Genomic DNA, 18,022 nt, shown 5'->3' on the forward strand with positions numbered 1-18,022 from the left:
GCCAGGGGCGTTTCCCGCGGCCCCGCCGGGCAACACGCGCCGGAGCGCGGGCCGCCCGGCACGGGGCGGCCCCACCCGGTCTAGGAGGAACGATGGACCACTCACGCGCCCCGGTGCTGGAGGCCCTGCAGGAGTTCCGGCGGCGGGCCGACGTCGCGTACGGGCCGCCCGGCCACAAGCAGGGCCGCGGTGCCGACCCGCGGGTGGTGGACGTGGTCGGCGCCGACGTGTTTCGCTCCGACGTCCTGCTCCTGAACGGGCTCGACGACCGCCGCGAGTCCCACGGCGTGCTCGACCACGCGCAGGAGCTGATGGCCGACGCCGTGGGCGCGGAGCGCGCCTTCTTCTCCACCTGCGGCAGTTCCCTGTCGATCAAGACGGCCATGCTGGCCGTCGCCGGCCCCGGCGAGAAGCTGCTGCTGTCCCGCAACGCCCACAAGTCGGTCATCTCCGCCGTGGTGATCAACGGCGTCGAGCCGGTGTGGGTGCACCCGAAGTTCGACGCCGAACGGCACCTCGCCCATCCGCCCGAGCCGGACGACGTGCGCCGGGGCCTGAAGGAGCACCCCGACGCCAAGGGCATGCTGCTGATCACGCCCACCGACTGGGGCACCTGCGCCGACGTCCGCGGGGTGGCCCGTGCCTGCCACGAGGCGGACGTCCCGCTCGTCGTCGACGAGGCATGGGGCGCCCACCTCCCGTTCCATCCGGACCTGCCGGCCTGGGGCATGGACCACGAGGCGGACCTGGTCGTCACCAGCGTCCACAAGATGGGCGGGGCGATCGAGCAGAGCTCGGTCTTCCACCTCCAGTACGACCGCATCTCGCCCGAGGTGCTGAAGCAGCGGGAGGACCTGCTGGCCACCACCAGCGCCTCCACCCTCGTCTACGCCACTCTCGACGGCTGGCGCCGCCAGATGGCCGAGCACGGCCGCGAACTGCTCGAAGCGGCACTGCGGCGCGCGGGGCGCATCCGCGCGGCCGTCCGGGACATGCCCGGGCTGCGGCTGATGGACCGCGAGGTGGTGCGGGCGGGCCTCGCCGCCGACCTGGACCCGCTGAAGATCGTGATCGACGTGCGCGGGCTCGGCATCAGCGGCATGCAGGCCTCCGAATGGCTGCGCGCCCACCGGCACGTCGACCTCGGCGGCTCGGACACCTGCCGGATCAGCGCCTCCGTCACGCACGCGGACGACGACCGGACGGAGGAGACGCTGCTGGCGGCCCTGCGGGCCCTGGTCGAGGCGGCGGACTCCCTCGAGCCGCGGCCGCCCGTGGACCTGCCCGCCCCCTCGGTGCTGGAACCGGAGCAGGCGATGCTGCCGCGCGACGCGTTCTTCGCCCCGGCCGAGCACGTGCCCGCGGAGCGGGCCGCCGGCCGGATCGCGGCTGAGCTGCTCAGCCCCTACCCGCCCGGTGTGCCCGTCCTCGCCCCCGGCGAGGTGGTCACGGCCGAGGCCGTGGACTACCTGCGCAGCGGTGTGGCCGCCGGAATGCTGGTGCCGGACGCCGCCGACCCGACCCTGCGCACCCTGCGCGTCGTCGCGGCATGACCGTCCGGGGGAGCGCGGCAGCCCGGGTCCGGTCGCAGCGCCCCCGCCGCCGCGCGGGAGGGGCCTGGCCGGCAGCATGCCGGGGCCGACCGGAGACCGCGGGGCGCCGCTCGTCTCCCGCGGCCGGCCGTCCCTCCTGTCCGCCTCGGGGCGGCGCCCGCCCGAGGGGCGGAATTCCGAGCATGCGGAGTCCGCGCGAGGGGCGGCTGCCGGGCGGCGTCCCGTCCGCGCGTGACCGCCGCGCCGCTCGCCGACCGGCGGCCCGGCAGAACCCGGTCCCGCTCAGCCGCCGACGGCCGCGTGGCCCGCACGGTGTGGTGAGCGCCCGGTCGGGCCCGGCAGACGCCGCGCCGGAGCGCGCCGAGGGGCCCACCGGGCAGGGAGGCCGCCGGGAAGGTCCGGCTCCCGCCGGACCCGGCCGGCACCGCCGGCGGAGACGGCGCGAGGCTCGCGCGGCGACGGCGTGAGCACCCCGCGCCGACGGCGTCCGCGCGTCGACCAGCGGCCCCGGCCCGCGGACACGAGCCCCGGCCGGTACCGCCGACGGGAAGCGCGCGGCGTTCGCACCCGGAGACCGCGTGTTGTCCGCCGGACGCGGCCCCGCGAGCAACGGGCGGGGCCCCGGCGCCGACACCGCTGACGGGGAAGGTTCAGCGACCGTGCGGCGGCGGCGCCCGCGTGGTGTCCGCCCGACCCGGCCCGTGGGCCCCGCGTGAGCCCCCGGCCGGCCGGCACTGCCGACCGGAACCGTGCGGCGACGGCGTGAGGACCGCGGGCCATCGGTGCCCGCGTGGCGACAGCGGGGCCACGGCCGGCCGGCCCCGGCCCCGCGGCGCGGCCCCCGCGCGCGTTCAGCGGAGGACGACGAGGCCCACCGAGGCCCCCGCGGCGACCACGGCGCCCAGGGCCGCGGCGACGGTGCGGCGGCGCAGTACGGCGTAGCGGTGGCCGTACTCGTCGCGCAGTTCCTGCGCCCGTTCGGCCACCGCGCCCAGCATCTGCTTGCGGAGGGCGAGGTGGTGGTCGGCGAACCGGCGCGCGATCTCCTCCCGCTCGCCGGGGCCCAGCCAGGAGAGCCGACCGGCGAAGGACTCGCCCGCCGCCGCCGCTTCCTGCTGGGCGGCCTGGCTCATCAGGTACCCCTCCAGGCGGGCGATGCCGGCCGCGGTTTCCTCCCGGTCCATGGGGATCCCCTACCGCGGAGCCGGGCCCTGGCCGGTTCCGGGGAGCTTGCGCGCTCCGGCGTCGTCGAGGACGTCGCGCCTGCCGTGGTCGTCCGTCCACTCCAGCGCGGCGATCTCCGGGTAGTGGAGGTCGAAGGCCGGGGACTCCGAGCGGATGCGGGGCAGGGTGGTGAAGTTGTGCCGGGGCGGAGGGCAGGAGGTGGCCCATTCGAGGGACCGCCCGAAGCCCCACGGGTCGTCGACCTCGACCCGGGGTGCCACCTTGGCGGTCTTCCACACGTTGTAGAAGAACGGCAGCGTCGACAGGCCCAGCAGGAACGAGCCGATCGTGGAGACCGTGTTCAGGGCGGTGAACCCGTCGGCCGCCAGGTAGTCGGCGTACCGGCGGGGCATGCCCTCCGCGCCCAGCCAGTGCTGGACGAGGAACGTGCCGTGGAAGCCGACGAAGAGGGTCCAGAAGTGGATCTTGCCGAGGCGTTCGTCGAGCATCGTGCCGGTGAACTTCGGCCACCAGAAGTAGAAGCCCGCGAAGGTGGCGAAGACGACCGTGCCGAAGACCACGTAGTGGAAGTGCGCGACGACGAAGTAGGTGTCGGTGACGTGGAAGTCCATCGGTGGCGAGGCGAGGATGATGCCGGTCAGCCCGCCGAACAGGAAGGTGACCAGGAAGCCGATGGACCACAGCATGGGTGACTCGAACGATAGTGATCCCTTCCACATGGTGCCGATCCAGTTGAAGAACTTCACCCCGGTCGGGACGGCGATCAGGAAGGTCATGAAGGAGAAGAACGGCAGCAGCACCGCCCCGGTGGCGAACATGTGGTGGGCCCACACGGTCAGCGACAGCCCGGCGATCGCGACCGTCGCACCGATCAGCCCGATGTAGCCGAAGATCGGCTTCCGTGAGAACACCGGCAGGATCTCGGTGATGATGCCGAAGAACGGCAGGGCGATGATGTAGACCTCGGGGTGACCGAAGAACCAGAAGAGGTGCTGCCAGAGCAGCGCACCGCCGTTGGCCGGGCTGAAGACGTGGGAGCCGAACCGCCGGTCCGACTCCAGCACCAGCAGGGCCGCGGCCAGCACGGGGAACGCGAAGAGCACCAGGACCGAGGTCAGCAGGACGTTCCAGGTGAAGATCGGCATCCGGAACATCGTCATGCCCGGGGCGCGCATGCAGATGATCGTGGCCGCGAAGTTGACGGAGCCGAGGATGGTGCCGAAGCCGCCCAGCGCCAGCCCCATGATCCACATGTCGGAGCCGATGCTGGGACTGCGTTCCACGTTGCTGAGCGGGGTGTAGGCGGTCCAGCCGAAGTCCGCGGTGCCCTGCGGGGTGAGGATGCCGGCGAACGCGATCAGGCCGCCGAACAGGAACAACCAGTACGACAGCATGTTCAGCCGGGGGAACGCGACGTCGGGCGCGCCGATCTGCAAGGGCATGATCGCGTTGGCGAAACCGGCGAACGTGGGCGTGGCGAACAGGAGCAGCATCACCGTGCCGTGCAGGGTGAACGCCTGGTTGTACTGCTCGTTGGAGATGATCTGGGTTCCCGGCTGGGCCAGCTCGGCGCGGATGACCAGCGCCAGCACGCCTCCTGCGAGGAAGAACAGGAAGGAGGTGATCAGGTACAGGTGCCCGATCTTCTTGTGGTCGGTCGTGGACAGCCAGGTCACCATCACTTGGCCCGGCGAGCGCCCCGGGGTCGGAACGGGGGCGACCGGCTCGGTCGATGTCATTGCCATGCGGATCCCTCACGCCGAAGTGACCGTGGGTGGCGTCTCCGTTTCCCACCGTGACCTGTGTACTCCCCCGGCGTCGGGGGCCGCCACTCCGACGTTCCGGCAGGTGGGTGAGCGTGTGCGCGCCGGGTAGGCGGGACGGGCAAGTCGCGCGTCGTGACCTAGGAGGGTGTCATGTCCGTCCACCACCACCAGGCGGCCCCGCGGGACCGCGCGCACGAGCTGAGGCAGGGGCTCCACGACGAGATCCTGGGGTTCCTCATGCTGGTGGCCGCCACCGCCCTGGTGCTGTTCCCCATGATCACCCAGGACGGCCCCAAGGACGCCCAGGTCAACGAGGCCTTGGTCGGTCTCGTCCTCATGTACGTCGCCGGGCGACGGTTGTACCGGGGCGGCGGGGTGCGCTCCGACGTCGTGATAGGTCTCGGAGGGCTGTGGATGATCGTCTCGCCGTTCCTCCTCGGCCTGCAGAACACGGCCGTGGACAACGGGACCCGGGTCCTCGACATCGCCGTCGGCTGCGTGCTCGTGGCGCTCGCGGCGATATCGCTGCTGGTCCTGCGGCGGGACCGGCGCGCCCGGGGCGAGGAGGAGCGCGCCGTCGTCCGCCGGTGAGGGCCGGCGGGGAGCGGGGCTGCTGGGGTGAGCCGGGAGCGGCCGCTCGCGTGGCACGGCCTTGGCGTCGGGCGGTGCGAGGACCAAGGTTCGAGCAGATGCGGCAGCCTCTCCACGGCCGTCCGCCATGGACGGAACCGAGCGGCGGCCGCACCGCGTCCGCCTCGTGGAGCAGCCCTGTACGGCGCGGCGTGGGCGGTCGCCGTACGCCGTCGCGGCCGCCGGCCGGCGGACGCCCCGGGGCCGGAGGCCTCGTGCTCGCCTCCGTCGCGACGTTCCGGCTGAGCAGACTGGTGAGCAAAGGTGCGGTCACGAGCCCGCTGCGGGCACCCTTCACCCGGTACGAGGAGGCCTCCGGCCCCGCCGAGGTGACCGAGGAGGCGCGCGGCGACGGCCTCCGGGCCCCCGTCGGCACGCTGGTGACCTGCTCCTTCTGCACCGGCGTGTGGGTGGCGTCCACCCTCGCCGGGGCGTATGCCCTCTGGCCGCGGGCGACCCGGTCGGTGACCTCCGTGTTCACCGTCGTCGCCGGCGCGGACGCGGCCCAGCTCGCCTACGCGGGGCTGACCTCCTGGTGCGAGAGGACGGCTGGCCACTGACCGCTGACGCCGGAGGGCCGCGGCGCCCCCGCCTCCCCGCCCTCCCTCCGCCCCCCACCGCGCCGAACGACGGACGCCGGACGCCGGCCCGCGCCGTCGTTCGGACGCTCCCGGTGGCCCGCCCGCCCGGCGGCTCCGCGCACCCCCGTCCGCCACGGCGGGCCCGCATCCGGATCATCGTGTTCCGGTTCACCGGCTTAAGATCCGCCGCCGCGGGCAGACGCGCAGGCAGTCGACGGCCTGTCCGGACGGCGTCGCGTGGCGCACGGTCCGGCAGGCATGGGAGTGAGCATCCATGGTGATGGCCCCAGCCCCCGGTGGAGGGGTGGCCGCGGTGACGCGGCGATCGCGAAGCGCGAGCTGTCCTGGGGGTGCGATATGTGCGGCCTGAGCGGAGAGGTGCGCTTCGACGGCGGACGGCCCGACCTGGCCGCGGTCGAACGGATGACCGATTCGATGGAGGAACGGGGGCCCGACGGAAGAGGCGTCTGGTGCCAGGGCGCGGTTGCCCTGGGCCACCGCCGACTGAAGATCATCGACCTGTCGGAGTGCGGCGCCCAGCCCATGACCGACCCGCAGCTCGGGATCACGGCCGTGTTCAACGGCTGCGTCTACAACTACCGCGAGCTACGGCACCGGCTCGAAGGCCTCGGGCACCGCTTCTTCTCCGAGTCCGACACCGAGGTCCTCCTCAAGGCGTACGCCCAGTGGGGACCCGGCTGCGTCGAGCTGCTGGTCGGCATGTTCGCCTTCGCGGTGGCCGAGCACCACACCGGACGCGTGGTCCTCGGCCGCGACCGCCTCGGCATCAAGCCGCTCTACCTGACCCGGGACGGTGAGCGGCTCCGCTTCGCCTCCTCGCTGCCCGCCCTGCTCGCGGCCGGCGGGGTGGACACCTCCCTCGACCCGGTGGCCGTCCACCAGTACCTGAGCTGGCACGGCACCGTGGTGGCACCCCGGACCGTCCTGGCCGGCGTACGCAAACTCCCCCAGGGCACCGTCCGCGTCATCGAGCGCGACGGCACCGAGCACGACACCCGGTACTGGCAGCCCTCCTACACCCGCCGCCCGGAGCTCGGCGACGACCCGGAGCTGTGGCGGGACGCCCTCCAGCAGGCCCTGCGCACCGCCGTACGGCGCCGCATGGTCGCGGACGTCCCGGTGGGCGTCCTGCTCTCCGGCGGTCTGGACTCCAGCCTGATCGTGGCGCTGCTCGCCGAGGAGGGCCAGACCGACCTCATGACCTTCGCCATGGGCTTCGAAGCGGAGAGCGGCGAGGACGGCGACGAGTTCCACTACTCCGACCTGGTGGCACGCAGGTTCTCCACCGACCACCACCAGTTCATGATCCCCTCCGACCGGCTGCCCGCCGCGCTGGAGTCGGCCATCGGCGCCATGAACGAACCCATGGTCAGTCACGACGCCGTCGCCTTCCACCTGCTCGCCGAGCAGGTCACCAAGGACGCCAAGGTGGTCCTCTGCGGGCAGGGGGCCGACGAGGTCTTCGCGGGCTACCACTGGTACCCGCCGATCGCCGCGGCCGACCGCGCCGACGCCCCCGACGCGTACGCGGACACGTACACCGACCGCACCCACGAGGAGGTCGCGGCCCTGCTCCACCCGGGCCTCGCCCCCCGCCACGACGTCTCACGGCAGCTCATACGCGCCCACATGGCGGAGCCCGGCGCGCAGAGCGCCCTCGACGCGACCCTGCGCCTGGACGTCCACCTCCTCATGGCGGACGACCCCGTCAAACGGGTCGACAACATGACCATGGCGTGGGGCCTGGAGGCCCGCGTGCCGTTCCTCGACCAGGACCTCGTGGAGCTCGCCGCGGCCTGCCCGCCGCAGCTCAAGCTGGCCCAGGGCGGCAAGGGCGTCCTCAAGGACATCGGCCGGCGGATCCTGCCCACCGAGGTCGTCGACCGGCCCAAGGGCTACTTCCCCGTACCGGCGGTCCGCCACATGGCCGAGCCGGTGCTGAACCGGGTCCGCGAGGCGCTGACCGCGCCCGAGGCCCGGCGCCGCGGCCTGTTCGACCAGGCCCGCGTGGCCGAGCTGCTCGCCGACCCCGCCGGCCACCGCACGAGACGCGGCGCCAGCACCCTGTGGCAGGTGGCCTCCCTGGAGATCTGGTTGCAGACCCAGGGCATCGGCTGACACTGAACGGTGAGAGTCCCCCCGTAGCCCTCGAAGAGGCAGGCATGCCCCTGGACCGCACGGAAACCCCACGCCCTCCCCGGACGGCCGAGGCCGCGGCGGCGCCGGAACCGACGCCGGAACCGGCGCCGGCGCCGCCGCGGGCCCTCCGGCCGGGCCCGTCACCGGCCCCCGTCCCCGTCCCCCTGGCGGACACCGGCGCGGTGGACCCGCCCACGGCGCTGACCGTCCACGGCTGCTGGTACCCGTCCGCCGACCCCACCGGCGCCCACGTCGCGTACATCTGCGACCGGGCTGGCGTGCCCCAGCTCTGGAGCGGGCCCGCCCACGGCGGCGAGGCACACATCCTCGACGCCGACCCGGACCCCGTCACCGAGGTGTCGTGGTCGCCCGACGGCCGCTGGATCGCGTACACCTCGGCGCCGGGCGGCGGCGAACACACCCACGTCCTGGCCGTCCGCCCCGACGGCACCGGACGGCAGGTCCTCGCCGGCGCCGAGCCGGGCGCCTCCGCCCACCTCGGCTGCTGGACCCGCGACGGATCGGCACTGGCCGTCACCGTCGCCATGCCGGCCGCCGCCGGCGCCCACAGCGGAGCCGGCCACCTGCCGGAGGACGCCGACCCGGTCCCCGCCGGCGGTTCCCTGCCCGCCGGGTGGGCCGGACGCGACGGCCCCGCCACCCTCCTCGGCCCGCCCGTCCGGACCGTCGACGGCCACCCCGCACCCGTGCCGGGAACCGGCCCTCCGCGGCTCACCCCGGTCCCGGCGCACACCACGGCGCCGTCCGCCGTGCTGCCGTCGGGAGCCGGGGCACCCGCCGGTGCGGCAGGCACGGTCGGCGCGGCAGGCACGGCGGACGGCGCGGGAACGGCAGCAGCCGGGGCAGCCGCGGCCAGGGCGGCCGCGGCCGGGGCGGCCGCGCCCGGGACGGCCCACGCCGGCGGCGGACTCGCCGCCTACCTCGTCGACCCCGACGGCACCCGGGCCCCCGACCTCCTGTTCGCCGAACCGGGCGCCGCCTCGCTGCGCGTGTGCGACATCGGCGCCGACGGCCGCTTCGCCCTCCTGCGCCGCGGACCGCGCGGACGCCGCGAGGCCCTGCTCCTGGACCGCACCACCGGCCGCGTCACCTTCCGGCTGCACGTCGCCGACGGCGACCCCTGGATCGGCCGGCTCTCACCGGACTCGCGGAGCCTGTGGCTGCGCAGCGACGCCGGCCGCGAGTTCGCCGCGCTCTTCCGGGCCCGGCTGGACGCCGACGGCGCCCTGGAGCAGCTCTCCGTCGCCGCGGAACGCGAGGAAACCCCGCTCGACCTGCTCACCCTGCCCGACCACGGCCGCTGGGCGCTGCTGTCCTGGAACGTCCACGGGGCCAGCGAACTGGAGGGCCTCGGCCTGCCCACCGGCCACACCGACGACGGCGTCGGCCCCCACCACCGGTCCGCCCTGCCCCACGAGGTCGTCACCCGCATGGCGGCGGTCGCCCGCGGCGGACTGTTCGCCGCGCTCTCCGGCTCCCGCCGCCGGCCCGGCATCTGGGAGGTGACCGGCGACTTCGCGCCCGTGCGCACCGCCTGGACCGCCCGCGACGAGGACGCCGCCCCGCCCGGACGTCCCCCCGTACGCCCGGTACCGCTGCGCTGCCGCGCCCGCGACGGGCTGATGCTCGGCGGCTGGTACTACCGGGCCCCCGGACGCGACCCGGGCCGGCCGGGCCCCTGCGTGATCCACCTCCACGGCGGCCCCGAGGAGCAGGAACGGCCCGTGTTCAGCCCGCTCTACCACGAGATCCTCGGCCGCGGCATGGACGTGTACGCCCCCGACGTCCGCGGTTCCTCCGGCTGGGGCCGCTCCTTCGTCGACGCCGACCTCGGCACCGGCCGCTTCGCCGCCATCGACGACGTCGCGGACTGCGCCGCCCTCATGGTCGCCCGCGGGTACGCCGACCCCCTCCGGCTCGCCGTGATGGGCCGCTCGTACGGCGGCTACCTCACGATGGCCTCGCTGGTCTGGCACCCCGAGCTGTTCCGCACCGGCGTCGCCGTCTGCGGCATGTCCGACTTCGCCACCTTCTTCGCCGGCACCGAGCCGTGGATCGCCCAGTCCGCCGCGGCCAAGTACGGCCACCCCGAGCACGACCGGGAGCTGCTGCGGGCCCTGTCCCCGATGAGCCGCGTCGACCGGCTGCGGGCGCCCGTCCTCGCCGTCCACGGCGAACACGACACCAACGTCCCGCCGACCGAGTCGGAACAGTTCGTACGCGCCGCCCGCGCCCAGGGCGTGCCCGCCGAACTGCTCACCCTCCGCGACGAAGGCCACGACTTCCTCCGCGCCGACAACCGCCGCCTCTACCGCCGCGCCGCGGCGGACTGGCTCCAGCGCCACCTCCTGCCGGACATCCCGGGCCGGTGACACCCGCGCGCCCCGTCCCCGGCCCCGGTTCCGCCGGCCCCGGCCACGGGGCCGGGGTCTCCCGGTCGGGCGTCAGGGCTCGGGCGGGAGGCGGGTGGCCAGGGTGGTCAGGCCGTGGCGGAGGCGGCGGAAGTACGTGGCCCGGCTCAGGTGCAGGCGCCGGGCCACCTGCTGGTGGGTGCGGGGCCGGTCCAGGTAGTACGCCCGCAGGATCGCGCCCGCCTCCGCGTCGGCCGCCCGGTCCGCCAGGGCCAGCTCGAGCACCGCGCCGTGCAGCCAGTCGCGCAGCGCCTCCGCCGTCCCCAGGCCCGGCCGGCCCGTCAGCGGGCTCCGCTCCAGGGCCCGCGGGTCGCGCAGCCGCGCCAGGGCCGCCGCCACCAGCGCCGGGGCGTCCTCCGCCGGACCCGGCGCGCCCGGGCCCGCCCCCGGAGCCAGCGCCCGCATCCACCGGGCGAGCCCGGCCGGGGTCAGGTCGTTGCTGAACACCTCCGGCGGGCGGCCGCAGCGGTAGACGTCGTCCCGGATCCCGCCGTGCGTACGGAAGCCCAGGGCGCCCAGCAGCGCCTGGTAGTCCGGGCTGGCCGTGGACACCACCAGGTGCCCGGCCCGTACGGCCTGGCCCAGGATGTGCCGCAGGATCTGCGCGTGCGCGACCGGGTCGGTGCCGTACGCGGCGCCCAAGAACAGCCCGCTCCGGCCGCCCGGCGGGGCGAGTAGCTCCGCGGCGTGCTGCTGGAGCAGCGGCTCGATCCCGGCGGAGGTGCCCGGGCCGACGGGCACCAGCGCGGCCAGCGCGACCGGCCGGCCGTCGGGGTCGCGGGCCAGGTGGAACGAGGACGCCCCCGAGGCCAGCCAGCGCTCGGTGACGCGTTCCGAACGGCGCACGTCGAAACCGCTGCGCACCGCCCAGCCGTGCATCAGCCGCCCGATGTGGTCGGCCTCCGCGGCCCGGGCGGGGCCGACCAGCGCGGATTCCTCAGCGGGCGGGAACAGTGAGGCCCGCAGCACCGGGTCCCCGGACAGGAACAGCCCCTGCTCCACCAGCCCCGCCTGCTGCTCGGGCGCCGAACGCCCGGCCAGCTGGGCGCGCCGGTAGGCGGCCGCCCGGGCCCGGACCCGCTCGTGCGCCGGCGGCTTGCGCCACTGGTAGGCCAGTTCGAGCAGGGCCCGGTACGGCTCGCGGACCGCGAGGCCGAGCCGCTCGCGGCGGACCAGGCTCAGCCGGGCCAGGGCGGCGAACAGGTCCGGCCCGCCCGCCAGCAGCTGCTCGTCCCCGGCGCGTACGGTCGCCAGCAGGCGCAGCGCGTGCCAGCGGCGGGCGCCCCCGCCGGGGTGTTCGCGCAGCAGCCGGTGCCGGATCTCCTCGGCCACCGCGTCGGCCACCGCCCCGGGGGCGTCGGCGGGGGTGCCGGCCAGCAGCGCCCGGCAGGCGTGCTCGGCGGCCAGCGGCAGCCCGCCGGCCAGGCGCACCGCCAGTTCAAGCGCCGCCGGATCGGCCAGACCCTGGGCCCGCAGCCAGCTCCGCACGGTGTCGTCGGGGAGCGCGCCGAGCCGTACGGTGGCCGGCCCGAGCTCCGCCCAGCCGGGCTCGGCCCGCAGCGGGCGGCGGCTGAGCAGCAACACCGGCCGGGCCGGCCGTCCGGCGGCCGCGAGGGCGGTGGCGACGGCCGCGGCCTGCCCGGGCCCGTCCAGCCCGTCGACCAGCAGCGTGCCGCCGTCCGGCGCGGCGGCCAGGGCGGCGTGCAGCCGCTCGGCGGTCCCGGCCGGGCTCAGCCCGGCCGCGTCGACCGCCACCGCCACCGGCAGGGTCCGGGCCAGCACGGACTTCCCGCTGCCGAGCCCGCCGGTCAGGTTCACGGGCCCGCCGCGCGCCAGGGCCGACCGCAACGCCGCGAGCTCCTCGGTTCTCTCCACGGTCCACGGACCATACCCACACCGAATCCACCCAGGTCAGACGGCAACCAGCCGTTGTCTGGCCGGAGTTGATACCTCGGTGAGACTCCGGCGGCCCGTCGCGCGGCTAGTGTCGGTGGCACCGCGGGCCCGGCGGCACACAGGAACGACACCGGCACACCGGCACATCGGCACATCGGCACATCGACACCTCCGTGCATCGGTGCGGTACCGGTACGACAACCCCCCTGCTGAAAGGAACTGGCGTGAAACTGGCCCGATGGCTGTCCGTGGCAGCCGCGTCCCTCTTCGCCGCCGCGACCCTCTCCGCCGCCCCGGCCGCGGCCGCCGCCCAGGCCGTCGTCCCGGCAGCCGCCCCGGCGGCACCCGCAGCGGCCCTCGCGCCCACCGCGCCGAAGTACTTCGTCGGCACCGGGTACGGACCCCTGAACATCGCCACGGATGCCGCCTGGAACACCGCCTACGCCCAGGCCGTCAACGAGGGCTACACGGCCAACCGGTGCGCCCGCAGCGCCGGCCCGGTCGCCAGCCCGATCGGCACCGGCTACTACCAGGTCGTCCTGGAGATCTACTGCACCCCGCCGCCGCCCCCGGGCTCCGGCCAGATCGTCGGCGTCCACTCCGGCAAGTGCGTGGACGTCAAGGGCGCGAGCACCAAGGACGGCGCCCCGATCCAGCTCTACGACTGCAACGGCAGCGACGCGCAGGCGTGGCGGCTCGAGGGCGACGGCACCCTGCGCGCGCTGGGCCGGTGCATGGACGTCCAGTACGCCAAGACCGAGAACGGCTCCCTCCTGGGCCTCAACTCCTGCCACCAGGGCCTGAACCAGAAGTGGGAGCTGCTGCCCGGCGGCCTGCTGCGCAGCGTCCACTCCGGGAAGTGCCTCGACGCACTGGGCTGGCAGACGGGGAACGGCGCCCGGCTGGGCATCTGGGACTGCACCCCGCACCACACCAACCAGCAGTGGCGCGGCGCCCCGCTCGGCACCTGAGCGGCGCGGCGCGGCACCGATGACCGAGGGGCCCGGGAACGGTCGGTCCCTGGCCCCTCACCCGCGTGCGTGACGGGACGTCACCAGCGGCTCTTCCAGCCGCAGTCCCAGTGGCCCTTCACCCAGTGCTTCTCCCAGTGCCCCGGGACGTGGACCCACTTCCAGTGGCCCCGGCGGTCGCCCCAGGAGTGGTCGTGGTCCCGGTCCCGGTCGTCGTGGCGGTCGTGGCCGTAGCGGCCGTCGTAGCCGTAGCGGCCGTCGCGGTCGTGGGCGACCCACTTTCCGTGGTGGGTCCCGACCCACTTCTTCTCCCAGTGGCCCTTGACCCACTGCTTCTGCCAATGGCCCCTCTCCCACTCGCACTTGTACCTGCCCGGGTCCTCCACGGCGGTGGCGGAAGCCGGCGCTCCCCGGATTGGCTGCGCCACGGCGGGCGCGGCGGCCCCCAGCGCGGTCCCGGCGGTCAGCACACCGGCGGCGGCGACCGCCACGGTCACCCTCCGCAGGCGTATGGGAACAGACATCGAGCCCACCTCCCGGCCCCCACCGGAGTGAGAGCGCAGACTGCGTCCTGACACTAGTGATTCTGGGCCATACGGGCGAAAAGCGACATCCGTCGAGAAGTGGCCGGGGGTGAGGGTGCCGCCCGGGTCCCGGCGGCCGGGCCGGTCAGCCGGTGAAGGAGCCGTGCCGGCCCGCCCCCGAGGCGAAGCGCGCGGCGCCCGCGAGGGTCTCACCCGCCGCCAGGGGAACCAGCCCGTGCCGCAACTCGGCGGCCAGCGCCTCCGGCTCCGGCAGTCCGTGCTGCTCGCGCGCCGAGAGCCGGTCATGGCGCAGGCACAGCTGGGGGAACGCGGCGATCTGCCGGGCCAGCTCCTCCGCCGCCTCGCGGGCCCGGCCGGGTGGGACGAGGCGGTTGGCGAGCCCGATCGCGTGGGCCTCGGCCGCCGGGACCGGGCGCCCGGTCAGGATCAGGTCCATGGCGCGGCTCTCACCGATCAGCCGGGGCAGCCGGACCGTACCGCCGTCGATCAGCGGCACTCCCCAGCGGCGGCAGAACACCCCGAAGACGGCGTCCTCCTCGGCGACGCGCAGGTCACACCAGAGCGCCAGCTCCAGCCCCCCGGCGACGGCGTGCCCGGAGACGGCCGCGATGACCGGCTTGGTCAGGCGCAGCCGGGTCGGTCCCATCGGGCCGTCGCCGTCCGGCTCCACGCGGTTGCCGCGGGCGGTCCCGACGGCCTTCAGGTCGGCGCCCGCGCAGAAGGTCCCGCCCTCGCCCCACAGCACGGCGACGGAAGCGTCCTCGTCGGCCTCGAAGGCGCGGAAGGCGTCGGCGAGCCGACGGGCCGTCGGGCCGTCCACGGCGTTGCGGGCCTCGGGCCGGGACAGCACCACGGTCGTGACCGGCCCGGAACGTTCCACGCGGACGGAGGCGGGCGGGGCGGGGGCGTCGGTCATGGTGGCATTCTCACGCGGCGGCCGCCCGTGGGGTAGCCCGCGGGGGCTCCGCCCGGGCCCGTGGGGCGCTGCCCCACACCCCGCGCCTCAATCGCCGGCGGGGCTGGATTCTGCGCTCGGTGTCGGCCCGCAGGGCGAGTTCTGCGCGGGCGCACCCCGAGCCCGAGCGGCGGTGAGCGGGTCCGGCTGGGGCTCCGCCTGGGCTCGTGGGGCGCTGCCCCACACCCCGCGCCTCAATCGCCGGCGGGGCTGGATTCTGCGCTCGGTGCCGGCCTGCGGGGCGAGGTGAGCGGAGGCTCGCAGGCGAGTTCCGGCGGGCGCAGCTCCAGCCCGAGCGGCGTTTGAGCGGGCTCGGCGGGGGCTCGGTCCGGGCACGTGGGGCGTTGCCCTCGCCTCGATCGCCGGCGGCGGCTCCGCCCGGGCCCGGGGCCGTACCCCGGCGCGATGCCGGTCGGGCCCGTGGCGCCGGGCCACCGGCACGCACCCCTTCTGCGGCACTCCCCGGAGCGCCTAGTTCCGCAGCTCCGGTCCCGCCGCGATGATGAGGGCCCGTCACCCCCGGCCGAAAGGGAACAGGACATGGAGAAGCCGCCGCCGGGGCAGGGCGTGCTGCGCCGCAAGCCGATCGAACACATCGAGGAACCCGAAGGCACGGCCGCCGAGCAGCTCACCCGCACCCTCGGCCTCTGGCAGCTCACCGCCATCGGTGTCGGCGGCATCATCGGCGCCGGCATCTTCACCCTCGCCGGCACCGTCGCCAACGGCGTCGCCGGCCCGGCGGTGCTGATCTCCTTCCTCATCGCCGGCGTGGCCAGCGCCGCCGCCGCGTTCTCGTACGCCGAGTTCGCCGGACTCATCCCGAAGGCCGGCTCCGCCTACACCTACGGCTACGCCGTCCTCGGTGAACTCGCCGGCTGGTTCATCGGATGGGACCTGCTGCTGGAGTACACCGCCATCGTCGCGGTGGTCGCCATCGGCATCTCCGGGTACTTCAACTTCCTCCTGGAGGAGACCGGCACGGCCCTCCCCACCTGGATGCTCGGAGCCCCCGGCACCGGCGAGGGACACCGGTTCGACCTCATCGCCGCCATCCTCTGCCTGTTCACCGCCTACCTGCTCAACCGGGGCATCAAGAGCGCCGCCCGTTTCGAGACGGTCGTCGTCGTCCTCAAGGTCGCGGTGGTGCTGCTCGTCATCGTCGTCGGCTTCTTCCACGTCAGCGCCGACAACTACACGCCCTTCTTCCCGTTCGGCGTCAGCGGCGCCATCACCGGCGCGGCCACCGTGTTCTTCGCGGTGTTCGGCTACGACGCGATGAGCACGGCGGCGGAGGAGTCCAAGGACGCCCAGCGGCACATGCCCAAGGCGATCCTGTACTCGCTCGGCATCTCCATGGTGCTGTACGTGCTCGCCTGCCTGGTCCTGACGGGCATGCAGGAGTACACGGAGATCGACCCGGAGAGCGGCTTCTCCACCGCCTTCAAGTCGGTGGGGCTCCCCGTGGTCGCCGACATCATCGCGGTCGGCGCGATCATCGGCATCCTCACCGTCATGTTCACCTTCATGCTGGGCGTGACCCGCGTGTGGTTCTCCATGAGCCGTGACGGCCTGCTGCCGCACTGGTTCGCCAAGACCCACCCCACCCGGCACGTGCCCACCCGCGTCACCTGGATCGTCGGCGTGGCCTCGGCCGCCATCGCCGGTTTCGTACCCATCGGCGAGGCGGCGGAGCTGACCAACATCGGCATCCTGCTCGCCTTCGCCGTCGTGTGCACCGCCGTCATCGTGCTCCGCTACCGCCGCCCCGAACTGCCCCGCACCTTCCGCACCCCGCTGATGCCGTTCACCCCCGCCATCGGCGTGATCGCGTCGATCTGGCTCATCACCTACCTGAGCGCCGAGACGTGGCTCCGCTTCGCGCTCTGGTTCCTGATCGGCCTGGTCATCTACTTCGGCTACTCCTACCGGCACTCCAAGCTGGCCCCGGGGCGCGGCCCGGGGGCGGCGGGTACGGGGGCGGCGGGCACGGGCCCGGGCCCCGGCCCCGGCTCCGGCTCCGGCTCCGGCTCCGGCTCCGGCTCCGGTTCCGGTTCCGGCGACCGCCCCGCGCCGTAGGCCGGTCGGCCCCGCGGCCGGGTGGCCCGTCCGGCCGGGTCAGGCCGCCGACGTGGCCGCGGCCAGGGCGTCCACCACGGCCGTGAGCCGCCCGTGCCGGCGCAGCACCGCCCGCTGCCGCGACGCCCCGCTGCCCTCGCCCCACAGCCGCCGCAGCGACTCCTCGACCAGCCCCAGCTCCCCGGCCGCCTCCAGCCCCGGCGCGGCCCGCGCCACCAACCGCTCCACCAGCGCCCGCGCCGGCAGCCGCTCCCCGGTGAGGGGATCGAGCCCCTGCCCGGCGAGCCCCTCGGCCGCCGCCAGCTCGTGGGCGGCGCGCAGCAGGTGCTCCGGAACCCGGGGCGGCGGCCGGCCGGCTTCGACGTCGGCCGTCAGGCTCGCCGCCAGACCCCGCACCAGCGCCGCCACCAGCACCACCGTGTCCAGGTCGGCGTTCACGTCGGGCACCCGTACCGACAGGGTCGGGACCCGCTCGGACGGCCGCGCGTACCAGTACACCATCCGCCGGTCCAGCAGGATCCGGTCCTCCACCAGCGCCCCCACGTACGCCTCGTACTGGGCCTCGTGCAGCACCGGGGCCGGCCCCACCGTCGGCCAGCGGGCGAACTCCTTGAACCGCCAGCTCTCGAAACCGGTGTCCCGGCCGAGGTAGAACGGCGAGTTGCCGGTGAGCGACTGCAGTCCCGGCAGCCACGGCCGCATGTGGTTCGACAGGGACAGGGCCGCGGCCCGGTCCGCGGTGCCGACGTGGACGTGACACCCGCACACCAGCCCGTCGTACCGGCCGACGATCGCCGCGAACTTCCGGGCCATCCGGCGGTACCGGTCCGAGGCCGTCACGGTGAACGGCCGGGACGGCGGTACCACCGGCGTCCCCGTCGCCACCAACCGGCACCCGTACTCCGCCGCGGCCGTGGCGGCCCCGCGCCGCAGTCGTGTCAGCTCGGCCCGCAGCGCGGCGGCGTCGCCGACCGGCTTGGTGCACAGCTCCAGCTGGGCCGCGAAGAACCTCGTCCGTACCTGGTCGCGGAGGGCGGCAGCCGCGGTCGCCACCACTGCCGGTGCGCGGTCGACAGGACGTCTGCTGCTGCGGTCCACCAGCAGGAGTTCCTCTTCCACCCCCATGGAAAGCACGTTCATCGACGGTCCTCGGCTCTGCTCAGGTGCCCGGCACCTGCCCGGGCGGCCCGTCGGGAAACCCCGCGGGGACGCCGGCCGGGCCGACGGCGCCGTGCTCCGGCGGTCGCAGCCCCCCGTGGTGCCGGCCTCCCG

Annotated in this window: 13 protein-coding genes; 7 read left to right on the forward strand and 6 right to left on the reverse strand. The window is 75.1% G+C overall.

Features of this window, described 5'->3' with window-relative positions:
* The first annotated feature begins 92 nt into the window (after nucleotides 1–92).
* Nucleotides 93–1,553, forward strand: coding sequence for an aminotransferase class I/II-fold pyridoxal phosphate-dependent enzyme (locus ACFY61_RS23855; RefSeq protein ID WP_389474852.1), 1,461 nt, complete (start codon nucleotides 93–95; stop codon nucleotides 1,551–1,553).
* Between the two features lie 851 nt (nucleotides 1,554–2,404).
* Here ACFY61_RS23855 and ACFY61_RS23860 read toward each other — a convergent pair.
* Nucleotides 2,405–2,737, reverse strand: coding sequence for a hypothetical protein (locus ACFY61_RS23860; RefSeq protein ID WP_389474853.1), 333 nt, complete (start codon nucleotides 2,735–2,737; stop codon nucleotides 2,405–2,407).
* Between the two features lie 9 nt (nucleotides 2,738–2,746).
* Nucleotides 2,747–4,483, reverse strand: a complete 1,737-nt coding sequence (ctaD, locus tag ACFY61_RS23865) for a cytochrome c oxidase subunit I (protein WP_389474854.1) — start codon at nucleotides 4,481–4,483, stop codon at nucleotides 2,747–2,749.
* A gap of 171 nt (nucleotides 4,484–4,654) precedes the next feature.
* On the opposite strand from ctaD, the gene ACFY61_RS23870 reads away from it, so the two are divergent.
* From ACFY61_RS23870 to ACFY61_RS23885, 4 genes are all read left to right on the forward strand, one after another.
* Complete coding sequence (locus ACFY61_RS23870; RefSeq protein WP_389474855.1) at nucleotides 4,655–5,095, forward strand: hypothetical protein; 441 nt, start codon at nucleotides 4,655–4,657, stop codon at nucleotides 5,093–5,095.
* A 254-nt stretch (nucleotides 5,096–5,349) separates the two neighbouring features.
* The gene (locus tag ACFY61_RS23875; RefSeq protein ID WP_389474856.1) at nucleotides 5,350–5,694 is read left to right on the forward strand and encodes a DUF1360 domain-containing protein; all 345 of its coding nucleotides are present in this window, start codon (nucleotides 5,350–5,352) and stop codon (nucleotides 5,692–5,694) included.
* A 378-nt stretch (nucleotides 5,695–6,072) separates the two neighbouring features.
* Nucleotides 6,073–7,854 (forward strand): N-acetylglutaminylglutamine amidotransferase, encoded by a 1,782-nt coding sequence (locus ACFY61_RS23880; protein WP_389474857.1) that lies wholly within the window; start codon nucleotides 6,073–6,075, stop codon nucleotides 7,852–7,854.
* 44 nt (nucleotides 7,855–7,898) lie between these two features.
* Nucleotides 7,899–10,268 carry a S9 family peptidase gene (locus tag ACFY61_RS23885; protein WP_389474858.1) on the forward strand — a complete coding sequence of 790 codons (2,370 nt, stop codon included), beginning with the start codon at nucleotides 7,899–7,901 and terminating at the stop codon, nucleotides 10,266–10,268.
* 72 nt (nucleotides 10,269–10,340) lie between these two features.
* On the opposite strand, the gene ACFY61_RS23890 is transcribed toward ACFY61_RS23885, so the two are convergent.
* Nucleotides 10,341–12,182 (reverse strand): hypothetical protein, encoded by a 1,842-nt coding sequence (locus tag ACFY61_RS23890; protein WP_389474859.1) that lies wholly within the window; start codon nucleotides 12,180–12,182, stop codon nucleotides 10,341–10,343.
* A gap of 245 nt (nucleotides 12,183–12,427) precedes the next feature.
* Here ACFY61_RS23890 and ACFY61_RS23895 point away from each other — a divergent pair, with 245 nt between their 5' ends.
* Nucleotides 12,428–13,174 (forward strand): ricin-type beta-trefoil lectin domain protein, encoded by a 747-nt coding sequence (locus ACFY61_RS23895; RefSeq protein ID WP_389474860.1) that lies wholly within the window; start codon nucleotides 12,428–12,430, stop codon nucleotides 13,172–13,174.
* 80 nt (nucleotides 13,175–13,254) lie between these two features.
* On the opposite strand, the gene ACFY61_RS23900 is transcribed toward ACFY61_RS23895, so the two are convergent.
* Both ACFY61_RS23900 and ACFY61_RS23905 read right to left on the reverse strand, forming a co-directional pair.
* Nucleotides 13,255–13,698 carry a hypothetical protein gene (locus ACFY61_RS23900; RefSeq protein WP_389474861.1) on the reverse strand — a complete coding sequence of 148 codons (444 nt, stop codon included), beginning with the start codon at nucleotides 13,696–13,698 and terminating at the stop codon, nucleotides 13,255–13,257.
* A 145-nt stretch (nucleotides 13,699–13,843) separates the two neighbouring features.
* Nucleotides 13,844–14,635, reverse strand: a complete 792-nt coding sequence (locus tag ACFY61_RS23905; protein WP_389474862.1) for a crotonase/enoyl-CoA hydratase family protein — start codon at nucleotides 14,633–14,635, stop codon at nucleotides 13,844–13,846.
* A gap of 579 nt (nucleotides 14,636–15,214) precedes the next feature.
* Between ACFY61_RS23905 and ACFY61_RS23910 the strand changes: the two genes are divergently transcribed.
* Nucleotides 15,215–16,750, forward strand: a complete 1,536-nt coding sequence (locus ACFY61_RS23910; protein ID WP_389474863.1) for an amino acid permease — start codon at nucleotides 15,215–15,217, stop codon at nucleotides 16,748–16,750.
* Between the two features lie 39 nt (nucleotides 16,751–16,789).
* Here ACFY61_RS23910 and ACFY61_RS23915 read toward each other — a convergent pair whose 3' ends face one another.
* On the reverse strand, nucleotides 16,790–17,890 hold the full coding sequence (locus tag ACFY61_RS23915; RefSeq protein WP_389474864.1) for a glutamate--cysteine ligase: 1,101 nt from the start codon (nucleotides 17,888–17,890) through the stop codon (nucleotides 16,790–16,792).
* Between the last annotated feature and the right edge of the window lie 132 nt (nucleotides 17,891–18,022).

Source organism: Streptomyces sp. NPDC012888, from assembly GCF_042900645.1.
GTDB lineage: Bacteria > Actinomycetota > Actinomycetes > Streptomycetales > Streptomycetaceae > Streptomyces.